Consider the following 25912-nt stretch of genomic DNA (forward strand, 5'->3'; position numbering starts at 1 on the left):
CTCAGGTCTAGGCTGTGGCCGTGAGCGGATCGGGGTACGCGGAGGACCTGCGGCTCGCGCGGGATCTCGTCGACATGGCGCACGTGCTGTCGATGGAGCGCTACCGGGCCCTCGACCTGCGCGTGGAGACGAAGCCGGACCGGACGCCGGTGACCGACGCCGACCAGGCGGTCGAGCAGGCCCTGCGCGCCGCGCTGCGGGAGTCCCGGCCGGACGATGCGATCCTCGGCGAGGAGTACGGCGGCGACCGCGCACCCGGACGGCAGTGGATCCTCGACCCCATCGACGGCACGGCGAACTTCCTTCGCGGCGTCCCGGTCTGGGGCACCCTCGTCGCCCTCGCGGTCGACGGACGGCCCGTGGTGGGCGCCGTGGGAGCGCCGGCGCTCGGCCGGCAGTGGTGGGGAGCGCTGGGCGAGGGCGCCTGGACGACCGACGCCCGCGGCGCGGAGCCGCGCCGCCTCGAGGTGTCCGGCATCCGCGAGCTCTCGGATGCCTCGCTCAGCTACAACAGCCTCAAGGGCTGGCAGGAGGAGGGCCGCGCCGACGACCTGCTCCGCCTCTCCGACTGCGTCTGGCGCACGCGCGCCTACGGCGACTTCTGGTCCTACCTCCTGGTGGCCGAGGGCGCGCTCGACGTCGCGGCCGAGTTCGACCTCCGCCCCTACGACATCGCGGCGCTGATCCCGATCGTCGAGGAGGCCGGCGGCAGGATGACCTCGGTGGCGGGAGACGCGGGTCCCTGGGGCGGCAGCGCGCTCGCGACGAACAGCCACCTGCACGGGCAGGTGCTCACGATGCTGCGCTCCGAGGACTGACGCTCGGCCGGATCGTGACGGGGTTCGCGCTCAGCGGATCAGGCCGGCGGCCGCTCCCAGCACGTCCCCGACGGTGACCGCGAGCAGCGCCGGATCCGGCTCGCTGCCGAACGTGTCGCCCACGCGGAGGCGCGCGTCGGTGAGGACGACGTGCGGGCCGGGCGGCGGCCCCCACTCCTCGGGCGGCGCGGGCCCGAACAGGACGACGGAGGGCGTCCGGTACGCCGACGCGAGGTGCGCCGCCCCCGTGTCCACGGATACGAGGATCGCCGCCGACGCCACGGTGGCCGCCATCTCGCGCAGCTCGATCCGGCCGGCGAGCACCTGGTCGTCGGGCAGCCCGGCCAGCTCGGCGACCTGCAGCGCGCGATCCCGCTCGCGCCCGCTGCCGGTGAGGACGACCCGCAGCCCGTCCCGCTCGAACGCGCGCGCGACGGCGGCGAAGCGCTCGGCGGGCCAGAAGCGCGACCCGTAGAACGCACCGACGTGCACGACCGCGGCGTCCGGGTTCCGCGCGGGACCGGGGTCGCTGATCCAGACCTCGTTCTCGTCGGCCGGCATGCCGTGCTCGGTGACGAGGCGGGCCCACCGGTGGCGCTCGTGAATGCCGTCGAGCCACTCCGGGCCGTCCCAGCCCTCCGACCGGTGCCCCACGCGGCGGCGCGGTCGGATGGCCTCGAGCAGGCCCCGGCTCTCGCCTCCGCCGCCGTGCAGGTTCACCGCGATGTCGATGCGTCCCGGCTCGATCTCGAGCGGCCGGTCGAGCCCGGGCGCCGGGAGCAGCGCGTCCACCCCGGGCACGAGGTCGATGATCTGGTCGAGCCAGGCCGGCATCGCGAGGATCAGCCGGTGCTCCGGGTTCGACCGGCGCAGCGCGTGGATGGCGGGGACGGCGACGAGGAGGTCGCCCAGCTTGAGCGTGCGCAGGGCGAGGAGCTCCGGGCGGCCGTCCGGCTCGTCGAGGATCCTCACAGCAGGTCCTCGACGTCCGTCCACACGGCATCGACCGAGATGGCGGTGAGGAACGACGGATCGTGCTCGCAGCGCACCGCGGTCCAGCCGACCTGGGTGACGTCGATGCCGCACACGGGGCACTCGATCCGCCAGTCGAGCTGGATGCGGTGTCGCGACCGACCGAGCGGACCGGCGTTGATGAGATTCCCGGCCCAGTAGAGCCCGACCGTGGGACACCCGACGGCCTGCGCGAGGTGCCGGGGTCCGCTGTCGTTGCCGACCAGGACGGCCGCGGTCGCGAGGATCCCGACGAGCTGTCCGAGGTCGGCGAGCCCCGCCACGCTCCGAACGGACCCGCCCGGTGCGCCTGCGCCGAGCGCCGCGTCCACGACCTCGACGGCCAGGTGCGCGTCGTCGCCGCCGCCGAGGACCACGGCGCGCAGCCCGCGGGCGGCGGCGCGTGCCGCGATCTCGCCGAAGCGCTCGGCCGGCCAGCGCCGACGCGGGTCCGTGGCACCGGGATGGATGGCGAGCACCGGTCCGCCGGGTCCGAGGAGCTCCTCGGCGCGGGCCACGTCGTCCTCGGTCACCGCGAGGACCGGCTCGAGGGTGACCGGCGGCGCTCCGACCAGGCCGACGACCTCGAGGGCCCGCAGCACCTCGTGCTGGTAGTACCGGTACGGGACGACCCGGTCGAGTCCGTCCGCGTCCTCCGCCTGAAGGCCGGCCGTCACGCGGGCGCCGAGGCGGGTGAGGAACGGATTGGAGTAGCGCCCGCCGCCGTGGACCTGGACCGCGAGGTCGAACCGGCGCTCGCGCAGGCCCGCGACGAAGGCCTCGATCTCCTCGGGGTCCGTCGGCGTGCCGGGCGCGGCCCCCACGCCCTCGATCACGGGAAGCACCGCGACGTCCGCCACCGGGCCCGGGCGCCCCGCCAGGAGAGCGGCGTGGGCCGGCATGGCGACCAGGGTGATCTCGGCGTCGGGATAGCAGGCGGCGAGCGCGTCGACCGCGGGAAGCGCGAAGAGCAGGTCGCCGAGGTTCCCGGCGCGCAGCACCGCGATCCGCTCGACGCCCTCGATCCGCTCGCCGAGCGGTCCTATGGACGTGCCGGAGCGGCCGTCGCGGCGGGCGAGCGGGAGCTGGGTCATCGGGCCTCCTCCCCTCCTTTCTCTCACGGCGCCCGCCTCACCGGCCAATCGAGCCCCCGTCAACCTCTGAGAGTTCCTCAATCCCCCCGCGTGACTTCTTCTCCTTCTTCGGCGAGAGTGTCAGAGGCCGAAAGGAGATGGGATGGAGAACGCGCTGTCCGCCGAGCCTGCCCTGACGCTCGACGTGGCTCGCCGCGTGCTGGACTCCGGTCCGGTGGTCACCGTCTTCGGCGAGCCGATGCTCGACGGCTGGTGGCACGGATCGAGCACCAGGATGGCGCGTGAGGCGCCCGCCCCGATCGTTCGGCTCGGCCGCAAGGACAGCGTGCCGGGCGGCGCGGCGAACACGGCCGTGAACCTCGCGGCGCTCGGCGCCCGGGTGCGCTTCGTCGGGCTCGTCGGCGACGACGAGCCGGGGGCCGCTGTCCGCGACCTGCTCGCGGAGGCCGGGGTCGACGTGACCCACCTCCTCGCGGTGCCGGGGATCCGCACCATCACCAAGACCCGCATCGTCGTCGCCGACCAGGTCATGGTGCGGCTCGACGAGGGGAACGACGTCCACCCGTCCGAGGCCCTCGACCGGCTCGCGGAGGCCGCGGTGGCCGCATCCGAGGGCGTCGACGCCGCGATCGTGTGCGACTACGGGACCGGGATGCTCGGGGAGCCCGTCCGGGAGGCCCTGCGCACACGTGCGGCGCGTCCGCCCCTGCTCGTCGTGGACGCGCGGAACGGCATCCCCTGGGCGCCGCTGCGTCCCGACCTCGTCACGCCGAACGCCGAGGAGGCCGGCACGCTGCTGGGCGCGCCCCTGCGCAGCGGAACGGACCGCGCGGGAACGGTCGCGGCGGAGGCGTCGCGCATTCTCGCGGCGAGCGGCGCCGCGGCCGCCGTCGTCACGCTCGATCGCGACGGGACCGTCCTCCTCGAGCAGGACGGCGGCATCCATCGCACGTGGGCCCGGCCCGCCAGCGACAAGCAGGCGTCGGGCGCGGGCGACACCTTCGCATCCGCTCTCACGCTCGCGCGCGCCGCCGGCCTGCCGCTCCCGGTGTCCGCCGACTTCGCCCAAGCCGCCGCGGACGTGGTGGTGAGCCGCTCCGGGACCTCCGTCTGCTCGCGGGACGACCTCCTGCGGCACCTCGCCCAGTTCGCGGACAGCGCCCTCGCGGCCGACGACCTCGTGCGCCGGCTCGCCGGCGAGCGCGCCCAGGGTCGTCGGATCGTCTTCACGAACGGCTGCTTCGACGTGCTGCACCGTGGGCACACCGCCTACCTGAACCAGGCGAAGCGCCTCGGCGACGTCCTCGTCGTGGCGATCAACAGCGACGACTCGGTGCGCCGGCTCAAGGGCGAGAGCAGACCGATCAACCCGGCCCCGGACCGGGCCGAGGTCCTCGCCTCGCTCAGCTGTGTCGACTACGTCACCGTCTTCGCCACGGACACCCCCATCCCGCTGCTCGAGCGCATCCGCCCCGACGTCTACGCGAAGGGCGGCGACTACACGATCGAGACCCTGCCCGAGAGCGAGGTCGTGCTCGGGTACGGGGGCGAGGTCCGCATCCTCGACTACCTCGCCGACTACTCGACCACCGCCGTCGTCGACCGCATCCGGACGCCCGCGCCCGTCACGGAGGACGTCGCGCGGCTCGAGGCCCGCGCCAAGCGGGGCCGCCGCTCCCCCATCGTGGAGCGGAGGGCGGGACTGTGACGGGATCCCGCCGCTGGTCCGGCGAGTGGGGGCTGCCGGTGGAGCGGGTGGAGCCCGTCGTCCAGGTCCTGATCCCGACGTTCGGCCGTCCCGCCGAGCTCGCGGTGACGCTCGCGGGCCTCGCCGCACAGGACGACCCGCCCTTCGACGTGCTCGTCAGCGACCAGTCCGAGGGCGAGGGGTCCATCGGGGCGCCGGCGGTCCGCGGCATCGTCCGCGTGCTCGAGGCCCAGGGCCGGCGGGTCGAGCTCGTCCGGCATCTGCCGCGCCGGGGCCTGGCGGAGCACCGCCAGTTCCTGCTCGACCAGGCCACCGCCGACCACGTCCTGTTCCTCGACGACGACATCTGGATCGAGCCGGGCACGATCAGCCGGATGCTCGACGCCCTGCGCACCCTCGACTGCGGCTTCGTCGGCTGCGCTCCGCAGGGGCTGTCGGCGATCCCAGAGCTCCGTCCGCAGGACCGCACCAGCTTCGAGCCGTGGGATGGCCCGGTGCGCCCGGAGCGGATCCGGATGGGCGAGCCCGGCATCGAGCGCGCGTCGCTGCACTTCGCGGCGAACCTCCTCCACATCGCGGCCGAGGTCCCCGTCCCCGAGGGCGAGTGGGTCCCCTACAAGATCGCGTGGCTGGGTGCGTGCGCGCTCTACCGGCGGGACCGGCTCGTCGAGTGCGGCGGGTTCGACTTCTGGTCGCTGCTGCCGCCCGAGCACGCCGGCGAGGACGTCGCCGCACAGTGGCGCGTCATGGAGCGCTACGGCGCCGCGGGGCTCCTGCCGAGCGGGGCCGTGCACCTCGAGTCGCCGACCACCGTGCGGGACCGCCGCGTGGAGGCGCGGGACGTGCTGTTCGGCACGCCGGCCGCCTCGGCGGGCGCCTGGTCGTCCTAGGCCTCCTGCTCGCTGCGCCGGCGCTGGGCGATGTCGACGAGGCCGACGACGAGCGCGATCGTGATGAGGCCGACCACGACGAGAATCCCGTTCCGGAAGCTGTCGTGGTACACGGCGAGCGCGTCCGGCGCGTCGCTCCGCGCATAGAGGGTGGCGAAGAAGGTCGAGGTGGCGGCGGCGACTCCGACCGCGGTGCCGACACGCTGCCCGACCTGGGCCATGGAGCCCGCGACCCCGCCCTCGGTCACGGGCACCTCCTCGAGCGTCAGCGTCTGGTTGGGGGTGACGACGAGCCCGCCGCCCGCTCCCGCGACCGCGAGCGCGGCCGACATGAGCCAGGGCGCGAGGTCGGCGGGCGCGGCGACGGCGGCGAGGACCACGAGGGTGAAGCCCGCGATCACCACCGCGATCCCGGCCACGACGAGGGTCCGTCCCCACCGCTCGACGAGCCGTCCGCCGATGAGGGAGGTGTACGCCGACACGAGCGCGAACGGGATCGTCACCATGCCTGCGAACACCGGCGCCAGCCCGAGGCCCTCCTGCAGGTACAGGGTGGTCAGCAGGAACGTGGCGGGAAGGGCGGCGAAGTAGACCGCGGCGATGAGCAGCCCGTTGCGGTACGAGGCCGTGCGGAAGAGCGAGAACCGCACCGCCGGCGATCGGCCCTGGGCGGCGTAGCGGCGCTCCCACGCCGCGAACGCGGCCGCGAGCGCGACGGCCGCGGCGAGCCACCACCAGCGGCGCGGGTCGTCGCGGGGCCCGCCTGTGGTGAGCACGAACGGGAGCATGAAGGACAGCACCGCTCCCCCGAGCAGGGTCACGCCGATCAGGTCGAGGTCTCGCGGACCGTCGGAGCGCAGCTGATGCCGCGGCAGCAGGCGCGCGGCCAGCACGAGCAGGATCAGCCCGAGCGGGAGGTTGATCCAGAACAGCAGCCGCCAGCCGTCCTCCTCGCCGCCGATCGCGATGAGGACCCCGCCGAGGGTCGGGCCGAAGGCCGTCGACAGCCCGATCATCGATCCGAAGAGCCCGAACGCGCGGCCGCGCTCAGGGCCCTGGAAGAGCTGCTGGATGAGCCCGACGACCTGCGGCATCTGTATGCCCGCGGCCATCCCCTGGAGGAACCGTCCGATCATCAGCGCGCCGATGTCCGGGGCGAGGGCGCACACGAGGCTCGTCAGGGTGAAGGCCGAAAGCCCGACGAGGAACATGATGCGGCGTGAGCGGACGTCGCCGAGGCGCCCGGCGGGCACGAGCACGAGCCCGAACGCGAGCGCGTACCCCGCGACGATCGCCTGCAGCTCGCTGGGACCCGCGGACAGCGAGTCCTCGATCGAGGGCAGGCCGACGTTGACCTTGGACAGATCGAGGATGGTCAGCGCCGCGACGGCGACGCACACGGCGAAGCCCCGCCACCTGGTCCGATCGTCGAACGGCGTCTCTGGATCGGCGTGCGGCATGGCTTGATCGACGCTATACGCCCGAGCGGCGAGCGCCGGGGGCTTGCGCGCGGGGCCCGAGCCGTGCTGCCGCCCCGGGATCGCGGGGCGGCTGGAAAGGGCAACCGGGGCGACAAGGGGCAGCGGGGCACGGTTGCCGGTTGTCGCTCCCGTTGCCGATTCCCGCGTTACCTCCCGTGGCGGCGGGCGCCGGGCCGCCTTGTCGAGGTCGGCTAGCGTGCCCGTATGTCCGACCGCGAATACGGCTTCCGCACGCGCGCCATCCATGCCGGCAACATCCCGGACCCCGTGACCGGCGCCCGCGCGGTCCCGATCTACCAGTCGACCGCCTTCGTCTTCGACGACACGACCGACGCGGCCGCGCGGTTCGCGCTGCAGAAGTACGGGAACATCTACAGCCGGCTCGCCAACCCCACGGTGGCGAGCTTCGAGGAGCGCATCGCCTCGCTCGAGGGGGGACTCGGGGCGGTCGCGACCGCCAGCGGCCTCTCCGCGCAGTACATCACCTTCGCCTCGCTGGCGGGCGCCGGCGACCACATCGTGGCGAGCGCGTCGCTCTACGGCGGCTCCATCACCCAGCTCGACGTCACGCTGCGGCGCTTCGGGATCGACACGACCTTCGTCCACGGCGGCTCGCCCGAGGACTACGCGGCGGCGATCCGCCCGGAGACGAAGCTGCTCTTCGTCGAGACGATCTCGAACCCCTCGGGCGACATCGCCGACCTCGAGGCCCTCGCCGACGTCGCGCATGCGCACGGCGTCCCCCTCATCGTCGACTCCACCGTGGCGACCCCGTACCTGAACCGGCCGATCGAGTGGGGCGCGGACGTCGTCATCCACTCCGCCACGAAGTTCCTCGGCGGCCACGGGACGACGCTCGGCGGCGTGGTGGTGGAGAGCGGGCGCTTCCCCTGGGACGGCGACCGGTTCCCCCTGTTCGAGCAGCCGGTCCCGCACTACGGCGGCCTGAACTGGCACGGCAACTTCGGCGAGTACGCGTTCCTCACCCGGCTGCGGGCCGAGCAGCTCCGCGACATCGGCCCCGTGCTCGCGCCGCACTCCGCGTTCCTCCTCGCGCAGGGCGTCGAGACCCTGCCGTTCCGGCTGCAGGCGCATGTCGACAACGCGCGCGTCGTCGCCGAGGCCCTCGCGGGGGACCCGCGCATCGAATACGTCAACTGGGCCGGCCTGCCGGCGCATCCCCACCACGAGCGCGCACGGAAGTACCTGCCGAAGGGCCCCGGCTCCGTGTTCAGCTTCGGCGTGCGCGGCGGCCGCGAAGCCGGCCGGCGCTTCATCGAGTCCCTCGACCTCGCCAGCCACGTCGCGAACATCGGCGACGCCAAGACGCTCGTGATCCATCCCGCCTCGACCACCCACGCCCAGCTCAGCGAGAAGCAGCTCGAGGACGCCGGCGTCGGTCCCGGCCTGGTGCGCATCAGCGTGGGACTCGAGGATGTGGATGACATCCTGTACGACATCGACCAGGCGCTCGAGCAGGCGGGGAAGGCGGACCGATGACCAGCACAGGACTGCAGGAGCAGGCCACGAGCGAGGAGCTCGTCGACGTCCAGCTCGTCAACGGGCTGACCTGCGGGTTGCCCGCGAACTCGCCGCTCGCGAAGCTCCTCAAATCCCAGCGCACCTGGATCGGCCCGTCCGCCAAGGACCGCCTCCGGATCCTGCGCACGGCGAAGTCGGTGGCGATCGTCGGCGCCTCCCCGAACCCGGCGCGGTCGAGCTACTTCGTGGCGACCTACCTGCAGTCCTCGAGCGACTACCGCCTGTACTTCGTGAACCCCAACGCGACGGAGATCCTCGGCCAGAAGGTCTACCCCGACCTGAAGTCGCTGCCCGAGGTCCCGGACATCGTCGACGTGTTCCGCAAGGCCGACGACATCCCCTCCGTCATCGACGATGCACTCGAGATCGGCGCGAAGACGGTCTGGGTGCAGCTCGGCATCTGGAACCAGGAGGCCGCCGTCTACGGCGAGAGCAAGGGCCTCACGGTCGTGATGGACCGCTGCATCAAGGTCGAGCACGCGCGCTTCCACGGGGGGCTGCACCTCATGGGCTTCGACACCGGGCAGATCACCTCGCACAAGACGATCCGCTGAACGGCAGAAGGGCCGCCCTCTCGGGCGGCCCTTCCGCTTGTCCTTGCGCGATGGTGACCGTTCGTGGAGATGGGGGGAATTGAACCCCCGTCCATTGCTGTAATCCCATGCCTTCTACGGGCATAGCCTGTGCAGGCGTTCTGCTCGGCCCCGATCCTTGTCACAGGCACCTGGATCGACGGGCCCAGTCTCAGTTCGAGTCCCGCGGCGCCCTGAGGCGCAACACCGCAGCGAGCTCCCTCGATGACGCCAGGACCCGGGGCGGGAGCGAACCCGGGCTGACGGACGTCAGACTCTGGCCTTAGGCGGCGAGAGCAACGTCGGTGCGCGAAGTATTGGCACCTATTGTTTTGCGGAGGGCGTTAACGAGATAACCCCGCATCCTCGACCCGCTTCTCACGGTCATTCAGGCAATGTCGAAACCGATCATCCCCGAGCTGGCCTCCCGCTCCGCCTGAAGGCGTCGCATCGGAAGGGGTCACCATCGCACTGTGGAGTTGTGGGTCCCGCCCCGAGGGGCGGCATCACAGGTTACAGCACGAGGGGCGGTCGCAGTATTCCCTGCACGCATTCCCCCGGATGCTCGGCGGGCATCCCGGGCCGTTTCGGCGCATCCGGGCCGGAAGAACGACCCGGATCGACCGATATGGCCCGGGTTGAGTGAGGGCGGGGCCTACTCGCCCAGGTGGCGGCGGGTGGCCATCGCGCGCTCGGCCTCGCGGCGGTCCTGCCGCTCGCGGAGGGTCTGACGCTTGTCGTACTCGCGCTTGCCCTTGGCGACCGCGATCTCGACCTTCGCCCTGCCGTCGCTGAAGTAGATCTGCAGGGGGACGAGCGTGTACCCGCCCTCCTTGACCTTGTGACTCAGCTTGACGATCTCCTGCTTGTGCAGGAGGAGCTTCCGCTTCCGCCGGGGCGCGTGATTCGTCCAGGTGCCCTCGGTGTACTCCGGGATGAAGACGGCGTCGAGCCAGGCCTCGCCGCCGTCGATGTAGGCATAGCCGTCGACGAGCGAGGCGCGGCCCATCCGCAGCGACTTCACCTCGGTGCCCATGAGCACGAGGCCCGCCTCGTAGGTGTCCTCGATCGAGTAGTCGTGGCGCGCCTTGCGGTTGGTCGCCACGACCTTCTGTCCGCGTTCCTTGGGCACGTTCACCTCCTCGACGTCGACCGGATAGGGCGGTCCAGTCTACCGGTCAGGACGTGTGCGGATCAGACTTGTGCGGATCAGACGCGCAGGTGACGGCGGATGGAGAGCTGCGCGGACAGGCCTGCGAGCAGGACGCCGACCCCGACGAGGAGCGGCACCACGAGCAGCGCGTCCGAGAGCGACACGTACGAGAAGCCGAGCTGCGACTCCGCGAGGTAGCCCTGCACGAAGAACTGCACGATCGCGACCACGACCCCGCCGGCCAGGAGCGACCCGACGAGCGAGGCGAGCATCCCCTCGAGCACGAACGGGGTCTGGATGAAGCGGTTCGAGGCGCCGACCAGTCGCATGATGCCGAGCTCCCGGCGCCGGGAGTAGGCGGAGAGCCGGATCGTCGTGGAGATGAGCAGGCAGGCGGCGACGAGCATGATCGCCGCGATGCCGATCGCCGTGATGCTCGCGGTGTTCAGGACCGCGAAGATCTGGTCGAGGAAGCGGCGCTGGTCCACGACGCTGTCGACTCCCGCCATTCCGGCGAAGCTCTCCTGCAGGACGTCCGACTGCGACGGGTCCTTGAGGTTGATCCAGAACGCCTGGTTCAGCAGGTCGGGCGTGACGTAGTCGACGAGCGAGTTGCCCTTGAACTGCTCCTGGAACTTGGCGTACGCGTCCTCCTGTGACTCGTAGTAGTACTGCTCGATCAGCGGCGCGAGCGTGCTCGAGCTCAGCTGGGCCTCGACCGCGGCGCGCTGCTCCTCGGTGGCGGCACCCGTCACGCACGACTCGCTGCCGACGGTGCCGTTGCAGAGGTAGATCGCGACCTGGGCGCGGTCGTACCAGTAGTTCTTCATCTGCCCGATCTGCAGCTGCAGCAGCGCGGCGGCGCCCACGAACGTGAGCGAGATGAAGGTCACGAGGATGACCGAGACGACCATCGAGACGTTGCGGCGGAGGCCTTGGGCGACCTCGGACCAGATCAGGGCGAACCTCATGAGGTCGGTCCCACCTCCTGAGAGGACGTGCGCTGGGGCTCCTCGTCGTCGTCCCGCAGCCCGAGTCGCGCGGCGAGGGAGAGCGTGTCGCTCGGCAGCGCGGCGGCGGCGTCGCTCTCGCCGCCGCGGAGCAGGAGCCGGAGGGAGTCCGTCTCCGGGGAGCCGGCCGCCTCCCGGAGGCGCGCCGCCAGCGGGAGCTCGGCTCGCGGGGAGGTCGTCTCATCGACCGTCGACACCGGACGCGCCGGCACCTCGGCAGGGGCCGGGTTTTCCGGTGCCGTCCGCTCGTCACCGGCCGCCTGCGCGGCGCGTTCCGCCTCGGGCGACGACGCCGCCGACGACGCCGCCGACGCGGCTGTCGGTGCAGGGGCGGGCTCCGGAACCTCCGCACGCTCCGCGCTCGTCGCGGGCTGGACGACCTCCGCGGGACGCAGCTCCGGCGGAGCGAACGCCGCCGCGGTCTGCGCGGGAGGCGCGAGCGGGACCTGCACGGGCGTCGTCGCGATCGCGGGCTCGAGGAGCAGCACCGGGACGGGGGACGTCGACGACCGCTGTCCGAGGCACCAGGACGGGGAGGGCTGCCCGGCGGTCACAGGCACCGCTCCCGCCCGAGCCGCCTCGTCCGGGGTCACGATCGGGATCGAGGTCGTGTAGCCGCCCTCGGTCTCGTCGCGGACGACCTCGCCACCGACGAGCTCGATGACGCGGCGCTTCATCGCATCCACGATGCCGACGTCGTGCGTCGCCATGACGACCGTGGTGCCGCTCACGTTGATGGTCTCGAGGACCTGCATGATCCCCTGGCTCGTCGCCGGGTCCAGGTTGCCCGTCGGCTCGTCCGCGAGGAGGATCGCCGGCTTGTTGACCACCGCGCGGGCGATCGCCACGCGCTGCTGCTCACCGCCGGAGAGCTCGTGCGGGAGCCGCTCCTCCTTGCCGGCGAGGCCGACCATCTGCAGGACGTCCGGCACGGCCTCCTGGATGAAGCCGCGGGACTTGCCGATCACCTGGAGGGTGAACGCCACGTTCTGGAACACGGTCCGGTTCGGCAGGAGCCGGAAGTCCTGGAAGACGACGCCGAGCTTCCGCCGGAAGTACGGCACCTTCCGGTTCGAGATCGACGCCAGGCGCTGCCCCAGGACGTGGATCTCGCCCGCGGTCGGCTTCTCCTCCTTGAGGATCAGCCGCAGGAAGCTGGACTTGCCGCTCCCGGACGCGCCCACGAGGAACACGAACTCCCCGGCGCGGATCTCGACGTCGACAGCGTTCAGCGCGGGCCGTGACGTGCCCGGGTACAGCTTGGTGACGCGATCGAAGCGAATCATGGCGTCTCCCACCGTATGCAGGGGGCCTGGCTATTCCCGGAGCGACACCCGGGAACAGCCCGTTCCTGCCCCGCCCTCACCTGGAGCCGAGCCGGGTCGATCGAGGAGCGGACGACCTCCGCCATGGGCTCCTCAGGCTGCGGCCTTCTGCTTCCGCCAGCGGATCCCCGCCGTGAGGAAGCCGTCGAGGTCGCCGTCGAAGACGGCGCTCGGGTTGTTGACCTCGTACTCGCTGCGGAGGTCCTTGACCATCTGGTAGGGAGCGAGGACGTAGGAGCGGATCTGGTCGCCCCAGCTCGCCGTGATGTTGCCGGCGAGCTCCTTCTTCTTGGCGTTCTCCTCCTCGCGCTTCAGCAGCAGGAGGCGCGACTGCAGGACGCGCATGGCGGCGGCCCGGTTCTGGATCTGGCTCTTCTCGTTCTGCATCGACACGACGGTCCCGGTCGGGATGTGCGTGATGCGGACCGCGGAGTCGGTGGTGTTGACCGACTGCCCGCCGGGCCCCGACGAGCGGAACACGTCGACGCGGATCTCGTTCTCCGGGATGTCGATGGACTCGGTCTCCTCCATCAGCGGGATGACCTCGACCGCGGCGAAGCTCGTCTGCCGCTTGCCCGCGGCGCCGAAGGGCGACATCCGCACGAGGCGGTGCGTCCCGGCCTCGACCGACAGGTTGCCGAACGCGTAGGGGGCGTCGACCTCGAAGGTCGCCGACTTGATGCCCGCCTCCTCCGCGTAGCTCGTGTCCATGACCTGCACCGGGTACTTGTGCTGCTCGGCCCAGCGCAGGTACATGCGCAGCAGCATCTCGGCGAAGTCCGCGGCGTCCACGCCGCCCGCGCCGGCGCGGATCGTGACGACGGCCGGGCGTGCGTCGTACTCCCCGTTGAGGAGCGTCTGGACCTCGAGCTCGCCCAGCATGCTCTGCAGCGCGGCGAGCTCCGCCTGCGCCTCCTCCCCGGTCTCGGCCGCGATCTCGTCGTCCGGCTCCCCGTTCGCGAGCTCGACGAGCACCTCGAGGTCGTCGAGGCGCCGCTGGATCTCCGTCAGCTTGGCGAGCTGGGACTGGGCGTGGCTGAGCTCGCTCGTCACCTTCTGGGCCCGCGCCGTGTCGTCCCACAGGTCGGGGGCGCCCGCCTGCTCGGAGAGGGTCGCGACCCGGGCGCGGATCGCATCCACGTCGAGGACCGCTTGGATGTCGGAGAAGGTGGAGCGAAGATCCGCGATCTGAGCGGAGAAATCCAGTTCGGCCATGTCCCGACCAGACTACCCGCCGCCTCCCTGACCGCTCCGGCCCGCGAGGACCGGAGCGCCCTCGGGCGACGCGTAGGGTCGAGGAAGACATGACGGCGAACGGCTCCTCCTTCTCCTGGCGGTCGACCGTCCTCGCGGCGTTCCTCCCGACGGTCCTCTTCTCGATCGGCGAGGGAGCCATCCTCCCGGTCATCCCCCTCGTCGCCGACGATCTCGGCGCCTCGCTCGCGATCGCGGGCGTCATCGCCGCGATGATCACGGTCGGGGAGCTCATCGGCGACATCCCGAGCGGAGCCATCGTCGCGAAGATCGGCGAGCGGGTCGCGATGATCGGGGCCGCGGCCCTCGCGGTCGGCGGATCCGTGCTCGCGCTGCTCGCGACCTCTCCCCTCGTGCTGGCGATCGGCATCCTCCTCGTCGGACTGGCCACCGCGGTCTTCGCTCTCGCGCGCCACGCGTTCCTCACGAGCTTCGTGCCGATCCAGTACCGCGCCCGTGCCCTGTCGACGCTCGGCGGGACGTTCCGGCTCGGCTACCTGGTCGGCCCGTTCCTCAGCGCGGGCGCCATCTCGCTCACGGGATCGCCGGCCGTCGCGTTCTGGATCTTCGTCGTCAGCTGCGGCGCCGCGACGATCGTGCTGCTCACCCTGCCCGACCCCGAGTCGACCTTCGGCGCCGTGCGGCTCGCCCGCACGGAGGAGCGGACCGAGGGACGCCGCCTCGTCTCGGCGGAGGCGCACGGACTCTTCCGGACCCTCGTCCGCAGCAGGGCCGTCCTGCTCCGGCTCGGCTCGGGGGCCGCCCTCATCTCGGCCCTGCGCGCGAGCCGGCAGGTGATGCTGCCGCTCTGGGCGGTGAGCATCGGCGTCGGCGAGGTCGAGACCGCCGCGATCATCGGCCTCGCGGGCGCGGTGGACTTCGCGCTGTTCTACTCGGGCGGGCACATCATGGACCGGTTCGGCCGGCTCTGGGTCGCCGTTCCGTCGATCGTCGGTCTCGCCGTCGGGCACATCGCGCTCTCGCTGACGCACGACGTTCCGGGCCGGGTCGGCTGGTTCATCGCCCTGGCCGTGTTCCTGGCGCTCGCGAACGGCATCGGGTCCGGCATCCTCATGACGCTCGGAGCGGACCTCGCGCCGCCCGCGAACCCGGCTCCGTTCCTCGGCGCGTGGCGCTTCACGAACGATGCCGGAGGCGCGATCGCGCCGCTGCTGATCGCGGGCATCACGGCCGTCGCATCCCTGCCGGTCGCCGTGGCGGTGCTCGGCGTCCTCGGATTCGGCGGGGCCGCGTCGCTGCTGCGCTACGTCCCGCGGTACTCGTCGCACCGCTGACGCCTCCCGGCGCGCCGCCGGCCACCGTCCGGTCCCTGTCCGGCGAGGGTCAGCGCCGGCCGACTGCCGCCCGGGCCAGCAGCACGGCCCGCGTCCGCTCGTTGCCGGCGAGCTCCGCGGCCCGCGCGAACTCGGCCGACGCCTCCTCGCCGCGCCCGAGGCGCTCGAGCAGATCCGCTCGGACGCCGGGGATCAGGTGCCACGATCGGAGCGTCTCCCGCTCGGCGAGCCGGTCCACCACGGCGAGCGCGCCGGCGGCATCGCCCGCCATCGCGACCGCGACCGCGCGGTTGAGCTCGACGACCGGGGACGGCGCCGCCGCCAGGAGCCGGTCGTACACGGCGACGATGCGTCCCCAGTCGGTGTCCGCGGCGGTCGGCGCGACCGCGTGGCTCTCGGCGAGCTCGGCCTGGAGACCGTAGGGCCCGAGCTCTGGGGCGAGGCGCCGAGCCCGCTCCAGCGATGCCCGTCCGCGGGCGATCGCGCTGCGGTCCCAGCGGCGCCGGTCCTGGTCAGCGAGCAGCACGGGCTCCCCGCTGCGGTCGACGCGGGCGGCGAACCGGGACCCCTGCAGCTCCATGAGCGCGACGAGGGCGTGGACCTCGGACTCGCGCGGCAGCAGGCCCGCCACGATGCGCGCGAGGCGGAGCGCCTCACGGCAGAGGTCCGGCCGGAGGACGTCGGGCCCCGCGGTGGCCGAGTACCCCTCGTTGAAGACGAGGTAGAGCACCTCGAGCACGGCGCCCAGCCGCACGGGGAACTCCGCGGGGTCCGGCACCTCGAACGGCACCCCCGCGTCCGCGATCGTGCGCTTGGCGCGGGAGATCCGCTGGCCCATCGTGGCCGAGCCGACGAGATACGCCCTGGCGATCTCGTCGGTGCTGAGGCCGCCGACGACGCGGAGGGTGAGCGCGACCCGCGAGGCCCGGGACAGGACCGGGTGGCACGCGGTGAAGATGAGCCGCAGCACCTCGTCGTCGAGAGGTTCGAGCGCGTGCTGCTCCGGTCCGTCCTGCTCCTCCTCCTCGAGGCGGTGGGCGAGCTCGGCGACGTGCTCGCCGAACCGGTCGGCACGCCGCCAGGAGTCGATCGCGCGGCGCCGGGCCACCGTCGTGAGCCAGGCGGCCGGACTCCGGGGAACACCGGTCCGCGGCCACTGCTCGAGCGCGTCGAGGAGGGCCTCCTGGGCGAACTCCTCCGCGGCGTCGAGGCTGCCGAGGGAGCGGGTGAGGACCGCGACGACCTTCGCGGACTCGATCCGCCAGACGGCGTCGATCGCCGCCCGGCTCGCGTCGGCCGCCCGGGCGGGAGCGGTCACGGCGCCGGAGCCGACGGCCGCATCGTCGCCGAGGCCCTCGGCGGCAGCGCGGAGCCGGGCCGCCTCCGATGCGGAGGACGGCCCGGACGGGCTCGGCGGCGGCGTGCTCAGTCGAGCTTCTCCCCCTGCGCGATCCGGTACTCGCGCTCCTTCTGGATCGCGGGGAGGTCCTGCGGGAACTCGTCGATCGACGGGATGCGGCGGACCACGATGTTGCCGCTGCGCAGCGGCGCCTTCCGCGCCCACTCGACCGCCTCCTCCTGCGTGGCGCACTCCAGGATCCAGAAGCCCTGGAAGACCTCCTTCGTCTCCGCGAAGGGGCCGTCGGTCACGGTGCGCTCGTCACCCTCGAAGTCGATGCGCGTGCCCTCGTCGTCGGGTGCGAGTCCGTCGCCGCCGGCCATGACGCCGGCCGCGATGAGCTCGTCGTTGTACCGGCCCATCTCCTCGATGATCTGAGCCATCTCCTCGGGCGACATGTCCTCGGCCGACACGGCGGACCGGGGCTGCGACATCACCAGCATGTACTTCATCTTCTCTCTCTCCTTCGTCGGTTGTCGGGGCGGTTCCCGCCCTCACCTCTACGTCGATCGGGCGGACCCGATTTCGACATGGCCTCGGCTCAGGCCGTGCGGACCTCGCCGTGCTCCTCGCGCCACTGGCGCTCCTTCTGCACGTACTCGTCGTCCTGATCGAACTCGTCGACCGTGAACACCTGGCGGACCTCGACCTCGCCGGACGTGAGCGGCACCCGGCGCGCCCACTCGACGGCCTCCTCCTTGGAGGCGACCTCGAGGATCCAGAAGCCGGCGAGCAGCTCGGTCGTCTCGGCGAACGGGCCGTCGACGACGGAGCGGTCTCCGCCGGAGAAGCGCACGCGGGCTCCGTCCGCGCTGGAGTGCAGGCCCTCGCCGGCGAGCAGGACGCCCGCCTTGATGAGCTCGTCGTTGTAGCGGCCCATGTTCGCGATGGCCTCGGAGTCCGGCACCGCGCCCGACTCGCTCGCCTCGTCCGCCTTGAGCAGCAGCATGTACTTCATCTCGTGTCCCTTCCGACGGGGCGGCGGTTCCCGCCCTCACCTCCACGTCGATCGGACGTCGCGCTTTTCGACACGGACTCGGACACCCGCATCAGTCTGCCCTGACTTCCGCCCCGGCGACGGGAGCGGTAGGACGGAGGTTGCGGCCGGCAAGCGCCCGGCCGGACGGGACGGAGAGAGGCAGTCATGGCGGACACCCTGGAGCTCGGGCTCGACACCTTCGGCGACGTGACGCGCGGCCCGGACGGCGCCCCGACCTCGTATGCGCAGGTGATCCGCGACGTGATCGAGGAGGGGGTCCTCGCCGACGCCGTCGGGGTCGACTTCTTCGGCGTCGGGGAGCACCACCGTGCCGACTTCGCGATCTCCGCGCCGGACGTCGTGCTCGCGGCGATCGCCGGACGGACGACGCGCATCCGCCTCGGCTCCGCGGTCACGGTGCTGAGCTCGGACGACCCCGTCCGGGTCTTCCAGCGCTTCGCCACGCTGGACGCGGCATCCTCGGGACGCGCGGAGGTGATCCTCGGCCGCGGCTCGTTCACCGAGTCGTTCCCGCTCTTCGGCTACGACCTGAGCCAGTACGAGGAGCTGTTCAGCGAGAAGCTCGACCTGTTCACCGAGCTGCTCCGCGAGGGACCCGTCACCTGGAGCGGCACCGTCCGGGCCGGCCTCGTGAACCAGGAGGTGTACCCGAAGACCGAGTCGGGGCACCTCAAGACGTGGATCGGCGTGGGCGGGAGTCCCGAGTCGGTCGTGCGGGCGGCCCGGCACCGCATGCCGCTGCTGCTCGCGATTATCGGCGGCGACCCGCGCCGCTTCGCCCCGTACGCCGACCTGTACCGGCGGGCCCTCACTCAGCTCGAGGTCGAGGAGCTGCCGATCGGCGTCCACTCGCCCGGCCACATCGCGGAGACGGACGAGCAGGCGCGGAAGGAGTTCTTCCCGCCCTACAAGGCGATGCGCGACACGATCGGCCGCGACCGCGGGTGGCCGCCGATGCGTCCCGAGGAGTTCCAGCAGGAGATCGAGCACGGCTCGCTCTACGTCGGCTCCCCGGAGACGGTAGCGGCGAAGATCGCGCGGACCGCCCAGGCCATCGGCATCGCGCGCTTCGACCTGAAGTACAGCGCGGGACCCCTGCCGCACGCGGCGATGATGCGCAGCATCGAGCTCTACGGGACCCAGGTCATCCCCCGCGTCCGCGAGCTGCTCGCCGAGCACGAGCCGATCGCGCTCTGACGCCGTCTCCTCGCGCTCGGCCGTCGGCATATCTCCCCACGACTCGCGCTCAACAGGCGAAGTCGCCGTCAACAGGCCGACGCGCCGCCGTTCCACCTGTTGGGCGAGAGAACGCCTGTTGAGCGCCAGGAAGGACGGTTAGCCTGCGGCCACGAGGGCGCGGAGGAACTCTGAGGACCGGCGGGTGTCCTCGGCCACCGACCGCTGCGGCGCCATCTGTCCGGATGCCTCAGCTCGAGGGTGAGCCCGTGTAGCCGGGGAGGGCATCCGCGAGTGCGCTGAAGTCGAGGAGCGCCGTGGCCACTCCCGCCGGATCACCGGCGCACCTCCACGACCGTCGGCCGCCCGGTGCGCGCGGTGTCGTAGACGCCACGGACGCAGCGGAACTCGTCGACCGCGATCGGGCCGATCGCCGCCAGGGACGGCCGGCCGCGCAGCGCGGCTACGAAGTGGACGAGGGGCCGGTCGAAGATGCTGAGGTCGTCCCGCTCGGGCGGCTCCACGGTCTCCTCACGCGGCTCGCCCTCGGCGTCCGTCCGCAGCTGGACGGGCTGATGCGAGTCGAACGGCGTCCACCGCAGCGCTGCGAGCGTGCCCTCGAGCTCGGCGCGCGCGAACTCCTCCCCGTGCGTCGCGTTCGCCCGCTGGTAGTTGACGCGCAGCACCGACCCGTCCTGCCGGGTGACCCGAAGGGCGGCTCCCGCCGTCGACTCGGTGTCGTGCACCACGCCTTCCGGGTCCGCTCCCGTCCTCGTCTTCGCCATCCAGGCGTCCACCATCTCGACGCGCGTGGGCTGCAGCAGGTCGAAGAGGGTCGACATGTCATAGGGCCCCCAGTCCATGACGACACCTCCGCCGCTCATGCGGCTGTCGAGGAACCACCGGCTCGACGGCTGGTACTCGATCCCCGCCCGGCTGCGGGGCGATCGGGTCACGAAGTCGAGGTGCACGAGGTCACCGAGGACGCCGGTCGCCATCACCGCCTTCACCGCCTCGTTGTGCGGAAGGCCGCGGAAGCGGGTGCTGCACGAGCCGAACAGGACGCCGTGCTCGGTCGCCACCCGCAACATCTCCTCGGCCTCGTCGACAGTCATAGCGAGGGGCTTCTCGCAGAGGACGTGCCGGCCGCTGCGGGCGGCGGCGACCGCGGGCGCGAAGTGGAATCGCGGCGGGGTCGCGACGATCGCGACGTCGTCCTCCCGTGCCTGCTCGGCCGCCAGCATCTCCTCGGCGGAGGCGTAGCCGGTGGCCTCGGGGAACGCCTCGAGGAAGCCGGCGAGCGTCTCGGCGTTCGGGTCCGCGACCCGGAGCTCGACCGGCTCGCCCAGCTTCGCGGCCGCCGCGACGTGGGTCCTGGCGCTCACGCCGGCGCCGATCAGGTACAGCCGCATCCGGTCCACTCCCTCGTGTCCGCGGCGTGGTCACGATCCCACACCGCGCCGATCCTAATCCCGCTCACGACGCGGAAGGAGGGGGAGGAACGATGCCAGGTTAAAGGCACATTGCAGGCCCTTCGGTCTCTGTACCGGAGCGCCGTGCACGAGTACCGTGCGGTGCTGTCCGTCGGCGTGACGGGCCTCTTCGGGGCGAGAGGATGCCCCGCCCAGACCCGGATCGAGGGAAGATGCGCAAGGTTTTCTTCGTCGTCACCATCCTGCTCACGGCCGCCACCGCGCTGCAGATCTACTTCGCGGCGATGGGGGTGTTCAGTGTCCCGGACGACCACCTCTTCGGCATCCACGCGACCAACGGCCGCATCGTGCTGCCGATCCTCGTGCTGCTGACCATCCTGACGGCGGCCCTGGCCCGCGCCGGCAAGCGCACCATCTGGCTGAGTGTCATCGTGCTCGGCCTGCTCATCCTCCAGACGCTGATCTTCATCATTGGCGGCATGGTCTTCGGCATCGGCCCCGAGAGCACCGAGATCCCGCTCGCCGCGACCCTCTTCATCAGCCTGCACGGCCTGAACGGCCTCGCGATCATCGCCCTCAGCGCGACCCTCATGAACCGAGCCCGGCGCCTCGTGAAGACCGGGGACACCGGACGGCCCTCCGCTCCCGGCGCAGCCGCGACTACGGCCCCCGCCGAGGTGAACACCGTTCCCAGGGCGTGAGCACCTCCCTCCTCCTCCTGCTCGACCTCGCGGTCGGCGCCCTGTGCGCCGCCGCGTGGATCGGCGCCGCGGTGCTCGCCGCGATGCCGGCCGCGCGGCGGCGCACCACCGCGACGGCGAGCCTCGCCGGTCTCGGGGTCCTCCTCGCCCTCGGACAGCTCGGGACCGGGCTCCTGCTCGCGGCCCGCGGCTGGGGCTTCGCGCAGGAGAAGCTCGTCTTCGCCGTCCCCCTCCAGCTCGCGGTGGGCGTCGCCGCGGCGGCGATCGCGGTCCCCGCGCTGCTGCGAGCGCGGTCGGCTCCCCTGCCGGCGCTCGCCGTCCCCGCCCTGGTCGGCGCCGCGGCCTCCGCGGCGGCGGGCATCCTGGCCCGCGTACTGATCGGCTACCCGCTCTCGCCGCTCGCGGCCGTCGGACTGGCGCTCCTCGTGCCCCTCGCCGTCTGGCTCACCTGGGCCGTGCTGCGCCGCGAGCGCCGGCAGCTGATCGGAGCCTCGGCACTCGTCACCCTGCTGCTCGCCGGCTCGCTCGGCTTCGCCTGGCTCACGGACGTCGCCGCACCCGGCGCGCTCTCGAGCCACGCGCACGCCGCCGCCGCGGCCCCCGACGGCGTCTCCGTCACCGACCTGCGGACGCCGGCGGACGCCCCCGGCACGCTCCGCCACTTCGACCTGACCGCGCGCCACGAGACGGTGACCTCCCCCGGCGGCACGGAGATCACGGCGCAGAGCTTCGGATCCCTGCCCGGGCCGGAGCTGCGCGTCGCGGTCGGCGACCTCGTCGAGGTGACCCTCCGCAACGAGGACATCGAGGACGGCGTCACGCTGCACTGGCACGGGTACGACGTCCCGAACGGAGAGGACGGCGTCGCCGGCGCGACTCAGGACCCTGTGCTTCCCGGCGAGTCCTTCACGTACCGTTTCGTCGCGGACGAGCCGGGCACGTACTGGTACCACACCCACCAGTCGTCGGCCGAGGGCATCCGGCGCGGTCTCTTCGGCATGCTCGTGGTGCTGCCGGCCGACGGCATCCTGGAGGCCGTGGACCTCACCGTTCCGCTGCACACCTTCGGCTCGAGCGTGTGGCTCGGCGAGGCGGACACGCACCGAGTCCGGGAGACCGCCGAGGGCTCCAGCGTCCGGCTCCGGTTCGTCAACACGGACCAAGTGCCGCACCGCTTCCGGGTCACGGGAGCGGCGTTCCGCGTGGTCGCGGTCGACGGCCGGGACGTCCCGGGGGGCACGGAGGTCACCGACTCCGCTCTGCGCGTTCCTGCGGGCGGCCGCATCGACGTCGCGCTCGAGGTCCCCTACGACGGCGTACTCGTGACGACGGACGCCTCCACCCGGGCGTCGCTCGCCCTCGCGCCCGAGGGATCCGACCCGTCCGCGCTCGAGGCGCCGAGAGGGCTGCCCGATCTCGACCTCCACGCCTACGGGGACCGCGCGGGCCTCGTCCTGCCGGAGCGGATGACCGAGGAGACCCTCGTGCTCGATCGGCTCCCCCGTGTCTTCGGCGGGCTGCCCGCCAACGCCTACGTCGTCAACGGCGCCGTGTTTCCGCACATCCCCAACATCGAGGTGACGGAGGGGCAGGTCCTCAAGCTGACCGTCCTCAACCGGGGCCGGGACACCCATCCCATGCACATCCATGGGCACCACGTCCTCGTGCTCTCCCGCAACGGCGTCCCCGCGACGGGCGCGCCCCTCTGGCTCGACACGTTCGACGTCGAGCCGGGCGACAGCTGGGAGGTCATGCTCGTGGCGGACAACCCGGGCATCTGGATGGACCACTGCCACAACCTCGATCACGCGGAGCAGGGCATGGTGATGGCGATCGCGTACGACGGGGTCACGACGCCGTTCGAGCACAAGCAGATCTCCGGCTGACCGCGGTTCGGGCGACGGGCGCGCTTGCGTGACGGGGTCTTCTCTCGGACTTTGGTCCCTGTGGATCAGTCGGCTCGAGTGCCAATCTCGTCAGCTTCAGGTAGCACCGGCCCCTCGAATCGGCCGAGCTCCGACAGGCGCGCTGGCGTCGGCGTCAGCGCTGCTGAGGGGGTCCTGGCCGCGTCCGCACGGGCACTTCCGTCGTGCAGACAGGGGCCACGAGGGCGACGGGGAAACCGATGGAACAGCCGCAGTCAGGCAAGGACGACCGGATCAGGAGGCGCCCGGGCGCCGCCGGGCCGCAGAGCAAGGATTCGCCACCGCAGCACGGCGAGACCGACGAAGGCGTATTCGAGGATCCCAGGTCGGGCGGCGGCTCAGACTTCGACGGCCCTCCGACGGCTGGCGACGGAGGCGCGGGCGGGGGAACGGGCACCACGCCGCAAGATACCCTGGGCGAGGGCGGAGACCCACGCCGCATTGCCCATGAGGTGCTCGGACAGACTCACGCCCTGTTCGACACGGCGCACCGGGAGGAGGTCGCCGACTACTGGTGCCCCGTCGAGCTTCAACCGGTGGTTCGTGCGACTCGGGCGCCTCTGGCGGAGGCGATCGGTCGCGCTCACGCAGCGGTCGCATCGGGCGAACATGACGCTGCGCTTGCCGAAGCCGGTTTGGGAGGGGCTCTTGCGCAACCTAAGCGGCGACCCTCCGCTTGATTCTGGAGCGACTGCATCAGGCATGGACCGACAACGACGGGGAAGGCGTGCGGAGATTCCTCAAGGTGGGTGCCGGGGCGGTACAGACCGTGATCGGAAGCGTCGCCCGAGAAGTCCCTGGCGGCGAGGTGATCGCTGAAGCTGCTGGCGGCATCGTCTCTGCCATCGACTTCTTCGAAGCCAGAGGCACCAAGGACGGGGCTCGAGGCTTTGGAGACGGATGACCGACGCCTCGTGGGGTGTCGAGGAACACCAATGAGGAGGGCACCAGCATCGGTCGGTTCGCGGCCCCCGGTGCCGTTCCAGCTCCTGAGCTGGGCCGACTCACTGAGCCGGGGGCGAAGATCCGGGCGTTGAAAGAGCGGACCTCGTCGTCGGGATTGAGAGTTCCCCTGGCCCGCTCGCACCTCAGCGGAGAGCGGTGCGGGCCGTCGAGGTGACGCTGATCCGGATGCCCTCCGGAAGTAGCGGCGACCCCAGCGGCGGACGCCAGACGGCGGACAGGGTGACCTCGGCGCTCGTTCCGTCGGGGCTGCCCGCGCCCTCGAGCTCGAGACCCTCGACGGGCGCCGGGACCGAGGTCAGGTAGCTGCGCGCCGCCTCCCGCACCTGAGTCGACGTGAGAACGGGCCGGACCTCGCCGTCCTCGCCGACCGCGACGGAGTCGAGCGGGAACGACTGAGCCGCAGTGAGCGCGGCCGCGTCCGCCAGCGTGTAGAGGCGCTTGCGCTCGAGGTAGAGCGAGCTCGCTCCTGCGACGACGACGATCAGCGCGAGCGCGATCGCGACGAAGCCGGCGAGCAGCGGAAGGATCGATCCCTCGTCCGGTCCCAGCGGTCGGGGCGGGCGTGCGGTCATCGCTCGCCGGCCTCGAAACGGGCGACGGGAAGGGTCGCGGTTCCCTCGACCGGGATCGTGACCGGCAGCCCGTCGGGAACGAGAGGCAGGGCGACGGCCGCCCTGACGAGGACCATGATCTCGGCCCCTCGCTCGCCGCACTCCCCCGCGGGCCTGCAGGTGACCTCGACCTCGGCTCCGTCGCGCACCCCGAAGTCCTCGAGGGCGAGGGCGACGACCTGCTCCGCCTGCTCGCCGACGGCCGGGTCGCCGACGCCCCGGGAGAGCACCAGGGCCGCGCCGCGCGCCGCTCCCTCGGTCGCGAAGGCCGCGGCCTGCAGCGCGCCGAGGGTCACCACGAGGTAGACGAGAGGGACGAGGAGGAGCACAGCGCCGGCGAGGAACTCGATCCCCGCGGATCCCTCCTCAGGGTCCGCTGTCCTCGAGCGGGGCACGGCCTTCCACCTCCACAGCATCCTCGATGCCGAACAGCCCGAGCACCGGAAGCGGCGCCGTCACCGCCACTTGCGCGATCGCCATGCCCGCAAGGTCCGACTGCTCGGCCGTCACCTCCACCGGATAGGCGGGCCCGAGTGCCGCCTCGATCAGCTGCCGTGTCCGCTCGGCCCCGCTCTCGAGCGATCCTCCGCCGAGCGCCGCATGCCGGCCCCCTCGGCGGCCGCATCCGTCACCGTGTTCCGCACGTGGAGGGCGAGTCCGAGCTGCAGCACCGACAGCACGAGCAGGACGAGCACGGCGCCGACCATCACGAACTCGGCCGGGGCCGAGCCATCGTCGGACGCTCGGCCAGTGTGCCGATCGGGCACGGCCAGGACGCGGCTCAGAACGAGCTGACGCGGTCGATCGCCTGCTCGAAGACTGTGGTGAGCGCCGGTCCGGCGACACCCCACAGCACGAGCACGAGACCCGCGGTCATCAGGGTGATCAGCACCCACCCGGGGACGTCGCCGCGGTCATCCGCGAGTCGATCGGCAGTGCGGTTGAGGAAAGACATCGGGCACCTCCGCCGACATGATGTCGTCGTGCCCGGTCCGACTGCCGCACCTCTCCACAGGTGCGCCCGCGGTGGGGCGATGGTCTGCCGGGGTGCCGGACTCGCCATCCTGCCGTTGCCGCACCTGCCCCTCACGGGCACCATCGACACGTGACCAAGTACCTCATCTCCTTCCCGAGCCGGGCGATGGTGATCACGGAGGAGGAGCTCCCGATCGTGAGCGCCGAGTCTCACGCCGCGATCGAGGAGGCGAAGGCCGCGGGCGTCTACGTCTTCGGCGGAGGAATCGCGGAGCAGGTCGAACCGGTGCTCGTGTCGGCCGACGGCGCGGTCACGCCCGGGACCTACCCGGGCAGCGACCTCACGGGTGGGTTCCTCGTGCTGGAGCTGCCGAACCGGGAGGACGCGGTCGAGTGGGCCAGGAGGATCGCGGCGGCCTGCCGCTGCTCACAGGAGCTGCGCGAGTTCGGATACGACCCCGCGAGCTAGTGCCGAACCCGGCACCACCACCTCTTCCTCTGTCGGTGCCCCCTTTCGTAGGCTGAGACCTCCCAGCCCCGCCTCTTTCCCCCAGAGAGGACGGACCACCCCTT

General features: G+C 72.1%; 26 protein-coding genes and 1 other RNA gene. 10 read left to right on the plus strand and 17 right to left on the minus strand.

Annotated elements, in window-relative coordinates; translation table 11 throughout:
• The first annotated feature begins 14 nt into the window (after positions 1-14).
• On the plus strand, positions 15-818 hold the full coding sequence (locus J3P30_RS01285; RefSeq protein ID WP_374058537.1) for an inositol monophosphatase: 804 nt from the start codon (positions 15-17) through the stop codon (positions 816-818).
• Positions 819-848: 30 nt separating this feature from the next.
• Here the strand turns inward: J3P30_RS01285 and J3P30_RS01290 are convergent, their stop codons facing one another.
• Together J3P30_RS01290 and J3P30_RS01295 are read right to left on the minus strand one after the other, a co-directional pair.
• Positions 849-1790, minus strand: a complete 942-nt coding sequence (locus J3P30_RS01290; protein WP_307807349.1) for a glycosyltransferase family 9 protein — start codon at positions 1788-1790, stop codon at positions 849-851.
• Positions 1787-2923 (minus strand): glycosyltransferase family 9 protein, encoded by a 1137-nt coding sequence (locus J3P30_RS01295; RefSeq protein WP_210479162.1) that lies wholly within the window; start codon positions 2921-2923, stop codon positions 1787-1789. The genes J3P30_RS01290 and J3P30_RS01295 overlap by 4 nt, the downstream gene beginning before the upstream one ends.
• 142 nt (positions 2924-3065) lie before the next feature.
• On the opposite strand from J3P30_RS01295, the gene rfaE2 reads away from it, so the two are divergent.
• A complete protein-coding gene (gene rfaE2 / locus J3P30_RS01300; RefSeq protein WP_210479163.1) occupies positions 3066-4631 on the plus strand; it encodes a D-glycero-beta-D-manno-heptose 1-phosphate adenylyltransferase in 1566 nt (521 codons plus the stop codon).
• Entirely contained in the window at positions 4628-5521 is an 894-nt protein-coding gene (locus J3P30_RS01305; RefSeq protein WP_307807350.1) for a glycosyltransferase family 2 protein, read from the plus strand. The genes rfaE2 and J3P30_RS01305 overlap by 4 nt, the downstream gene beginning before the upstream one ends.
• On the opposite strand, the gene J3P30_RS01310 is transcribed toward J3P30_RS01305, so the two are convergent.
• Positions 5518-6981, minus strand: a complete 1464-nt coding sequence (locus tag J3P30_RS01310) for an MFS transporter (protein ID WP_210479164.1) — start codon at positions 6979-6981, stop codon at positions 5518-5520. The two genes, J3P30_RS01305 and J3P30_RS01310, sit on opposite strands and share 4 nt — an antisense overlap.
• Positions 6982-7206: 225 nt before the next feature.
• Here J3P30_RS01310 and J3P30_RS01315 point away from each other — a divergent pair, with 225 nt between their 5' ends.
• On the plus strand, positions 7207-8502 hold the full coding sequence (locus tag J3P30_RS01315; RefSeq protein ID WP_210479165.1) for an O-acetylhomoserine aminocarboxypropyltransferase/cysteine synthase family protein: 1296 nt from the start codon (positions 7207-7209) through the stop codon (positions 8500-8502).
• Positions 8499-9098, plus strand: a complete 600-nt coding sequence (locus J3P30_RS01320; protein ID WP_210479166.1) for a CoA-binding protein — start codon at positions 8499-8501, stop codon at positions 9096-9098. The genes J3P30_RS01315 and J3P30_RS01320 overlap by 4 nt, the downstream gene beginning before the upstream one ends.
• A 61-nt stretch (positions 9099-9159) precedes the next feature.
• Here J3P30_RS01320 and ssrA read toward each other — a convergent pair.
• The 5 genes from ssrA to prfB all read right to left on the minus strand — a co-directional run bounded on the left by ssrA (position 9160) and on the right by prfB (position 13819).
• Positions 9160-9532, minus strand: a transfer-messenger RNA (tmRNA) gene (gene ssrA, locus J3P30_RS01325).
• A 239-nt stretch (positions 9533-9771) separates the two neighbouring features.
• A complete protein-coding gene (smpB, locus tag J3P30_RS01330; protein WP_210479167.1) occupies positions 9772-10248 on the minus strand; it encodes an SsrA-binding protein SmpB in 477 nt (158 codons plus the stop codon).
• 77 nt (positions 10249-10325) lie between these two features.
• Complete coding sequence (gene ftsX, locus J3P30_RS01335) at positions 10326-11240, minus strand: permease-like cell division protein FtsX (protein WP_210479168.1); 915 nt, start codon at positions 11238-11240, stop codon at positions 10326-10328.
• Positions 11237-12565 carry a cell division ATP-binding protein FtsE gene (gene ftsE / locus J3P30_RS01340; protein ID WP_210479169.1) on the minus strand — a complete coding sequence of 443 codons (1329 nt, stop codon included), beginning with the start codon at positions 12563-12565 and terminating at the stop codon, positions 11237-11239. The genes ftsX and ftsE overlap by 4 nt, the downstream gene beginning before the upstream one ends.
• Positions 12566-12697: 132 nt before the next feature.
• Complete coding sequence (gene prfB / locus J3P30_RS01345) at positions 12698-13819, minus strand: peptide chain release factor 2 (RefSeq protein ID WP_210479170.1); 1122 nt, start codon at positions 13817-13819, stop codon at positions 12698-12700.
• Positions 13820-13908: 89 nt separating this feature from the next.
• On the opposite strand from prfB, the gene J3P30_RS01350 reads away from it, so the two are divergent.
• Positions 13909-15153 carry an MFS transporter gene (locus J3P30_RS01350; RefSeq protein ID WP_210479171.1) on the plus strand — a complete coding sequence of 415 codons (1245 nt, stop codon included), beginning with the start codon at positions 13909-13911 and terminating at the stop codon, positions 15151-15153.
• Between the two features lie 49 nt (positions 15154-15202).
• On the opposite strand, the gene J3P30_RS01355 is transcribed toward J3P30_RS01350, so the two are convergent.
• The 3 genes from J3P30_RS01355 to J3P30_RS01365 all read right to left on the minus strand — a co-directional run bounded on the left by J3P30_RS01355 (position 15203) and on the right by J3P30_RS01365 (position 17510).
• Positions 15203-16471: an RNA polymerase sigma factor gene (locus J3P30_RS01355; RefSeq protein ID WP_210479172.1), complete on the minus strand. Its 1269-nt coding sequence runs from the start codon at positions 16469-16471 to the stop codon at positions 15203-15205.
• Between the two features lie 107 nt (positions 16472-16578).
• On the minus strand, positions 16579-17004 hold the full coding sequence (locus tag J3P30_RS01360; protein ID WP_246852679.1) for a YciI family protein: 426 nt from the start codon (positions 17002-17004) through the stop codon (positions 16579-16581).
• An 89-nt stretch (positions 17005-17093) separates the two neighbouring features.
• Positions 17094-17510, minus strand: coding sequence for a YciI family protein (locus tag J3P30_RS01365; RefSeq protein ID WP_210479173.1), 417 nt, complete (start codon positions 17508-17510; stop codon positions 17094-17096).
• A gap of 186 nt (positions 17511-17696) precedes the next feature.
• On the opposite strand from J3P30_RS01365, the gene J3P30_RS01370 reads away from it, so the two are divergent.
• Positions 17697-18749 carry an LLM class flavin-dependent oxidoreductase gene (locus J3P30_RS01370; RefSeq protein WP_210479174.1) on the plus strand — a complete coding sequence of 351 codons (1053 nt, stop codon included), beginning with the start codon at positions 17697-17699 and terminating at the stop codon, positions 18747-18749.
• A 314-nt stretch (positions 18750-19063) separates the two neighbouring features.
• Here J3P30_RS01370 and J3P30_RS01375 read toward each other — a convergent pair whose 3' ends face one another.
• Positions 19064-20140, minus strand: coding sequence for a Gfo/Idh/MocA family protein (locus tag J3P30_RS01375; protein WP_210479175.1), 1077 nt, complete (start codon positions 20138-20140; stop codon positions 19064-19066).
• 233 nt (positions 20141-20373) lie between these two features.
• On the opposite strand from J3P30_RS01375, the gene J3P30_RS01380 reads away from it, so the two are divergent.
• Both J3P30_RS01380 and J3P30_RS01385 read left to right on the plus strand, forming a co-directional pair.
• Positions 20374-20862, plus strand: a complete 489-nt coding sequence (locus J3P30_RS01380) for a DUF6220 domain-containing protein (RefSeq protein WP_210479176.1) — start codon at positions 20374-20376, stop codon at positions 20860-20862.
• Complete coding sequence (locus tag J3P30_RS01385) at positions 20859-22748, plus strand: multicopper oxidase family protein (RefSeq protein WP_210479177.1); 1890 nt, start codon at positions 20859-20861, stop codon at positions 22746-22748. The genes J3P30_RS01380 and J3P30_RS01385 overlap by 4 nt, the downstream gene beginning before the upstream one ends.
• 1127 nt (positions 22749-23875) lie before the next feature.
• On the opposite strand, the gene J3P30_RS01390 is transcribed toward J3P30_RS01385, so the two are convergent.
• From J3P30_RS01390 to J3P30_RS01405, 5 genes are read right to left on the minus strand one after another with little or no spacing between them, the layout of a single operon-like run.
• The gene (locus J3P30_RS01390) at positions 23876-24325 is read right to left on the minus strand and encodes a pilus assembly protein TadG-related protein (RefSeq protein ID WP_210479178.1); all 450 of its coding nucleotides are present in this window, start codon (positions 24323-24325) and stop codon (positions 23876-23878) included.
• On the minus strand, positions 24322-24759 hold the full coding sequence (locus tag J3P30_RS01395) for a TadE family protein (protein WP_210479179.1): 438 nt from the start codon (positions 24757-24759) through the stop codon (positions 24322-24324). Before J3P30_RS01395 ends, J3P30_RS01390 begins: the two co-directional genes overlap by 4 nt.
• Entirely contained in the window at positions 24731-24874 is a 144-nt protein-coding gene (locus J3P30_RS14995; RefSeq protein WP_246852680.1) for a hypothetical protein, read from the minus strand. Before J3P30_RS14995 ends, J3P30_RS01395 begins: the two co-directional genes overlap by 29 nt.
• Before the next feature lie 35 nt (positions 24875-24909).
• The gene (locus J3P30_RS15000; RefSeq protein ID WP_307807351.1) at positions 24910-25131 is read right to left on the minus strand and encodes a TadE/TadG family type IV pilus assembly protein; all 222 of its coding nucleotides are present in this window, start codon (positions 25129-25131) and stop codon (positions 24910-24912) included.
• A gap of 14 nt (positions 25132-25145) precedes the next feature.
• Positions 25146-25319, minus strand: coding sequence for a hypothetical protein (locus J3P30_RS01405; RefSeq protein WP_210479180.1), 174 nt, complete (start codon positions 25317-25319; stop codon positions 25146-25148).
• A gap of 150 nt (positions 25320-25469) precedes the next feature.
• Between J3P30_RS01405 and J3P30_RS01410 the strand changes: the two genes are divergently transcribed.
• Positions 25470-25808 carry a YciI family protein gene (locus tag J3P30_RS01410; RefSeq protein ID WP_210479181.1) on the plus strand — a complete coding sequence of 113 codons (339 nt, stop codon included), beginning with the start codon at positions 25470-25472 and terminating at the stop codon, positions 25806-25808.
• Positions 25809-25912: the final 104 nt, after the last annotated feature.

It is taken from the genome of Naasia sp. SYSU D00948 (assembly GCF_017916515.1).
In the GTDB taxonomy this organism is placed as follows: Bacteria; Actinomycetota; Actinomycetes; order Actinomycetales; family Microbacteriaceae; genus Naasia.

Coding starts and splice junctions, on each gene's coding strand:
- J3P30_RS01295 (WP_210479162.1), bottom strand. CDS start 2,923: ATGACCCAGCTCCCGCTCGCCCGCCGCGACGGCCGCTCCGGCACGTCC.
- rfaE2 (WP_210479163.1), top strand. CDS start 3,066: ATGGAGAACGCGCTGTCCGCCGAGCCTGCCCTGACGCTCGACGTGGCT.
- J3P30_RS01310 (WP_210479164.1), bottom strand. CDS start 6,981: ATGCCGCACGCCGATCCAGAGACGCCGTTCGACGATCGGACCAGGTGG.
- J3P30_RS01315 (WP_210479165.1), top strand. CDS start 7,207: ATGTCCGACCGCGAATACGGCTTCCGCACGCGCGCCATCCATGCCGGC.
- J3P30_RS01320 (WP_210479166.1), top strand. CDS start 8,499: ATGACCAGCACAGGACTGCAGGAGCAGGCCACGAGCGAGGAGCTCGTC.
- ftsX (WP_210479168.1), bottom strand. CDS start 11,240: ATGAGGTTCGCCCTGATCTGGTCCGAGGTCGCCCAAGGCCTCCGCCGC.
- ftsE (WP_210479169.1), bottom strand. CDS start 12,565: ATGATTCGCTTCGATCGCGTCACCAAGCTGTACCCGGGCACGTCACGG.
- prfB (WP_210479170.1), bottom strand. CDS start 13,819: ATGGCCGAACTGGATTTCTCCGCTCAGATCGCGGATCTTCGCTCCACC.
- J3P30_RS01350 (WP_210479171.1), top strand. CDS start 13,909: ATGACGGCGAACGGCTCCTCCTTCTCCTGGCGGTCGACCGTCCTCGCG.
- J3P30_RS01360 (WP_246852679.1), bottom strand. CDS start 17,004: ATGAAGTACATGCTGGTGATGTCGCAGCCCCGGTCCGCCGTGTCGGCC.
- J3P30_RS01365 (WP_210479173.1), bottom strand. CDS start 17,510: ATGAAGTACATGCTGCTGCTCAAGGCGGACGAGGCGAGCGAGTCGGGC.
- J3P30_RS01370 (WP_210479174.1), top strand. CDS start 17,697: ATGGCGGACACCCTGGAGCTCGGGCTCGACACCTTCGGCGACGTGACG.
- J3P30_RS01375 (WP_210479175.1), bottom strand. CDS start 20,140: ATGCGGCTGTACCTGATCGGCGCCGGCGTGAGCGCCAGGACCCACGTC.
- J3P30_RS01380 (WP_210479176.1), top strand. CDS start 20,374: ATGCGCAAGGTTTTCTTCGTCGTCACCATCCTGCTCACGGCCGCCACC.
- J3P30_RS01390 (WP_210479178.1), bottom strand. CDS start 24,325: ATGACCGCACGCCCGCCCCGACCGCTGGGACCGGACGAGGGATCGATC.
- J3P30_RS01405 (WP_210479180.1), bottom strand. CDS start 25,319: ATGTCTTTCCTCAACCGCACTGCCGATCGACTCGCGGATGACCGCGGC.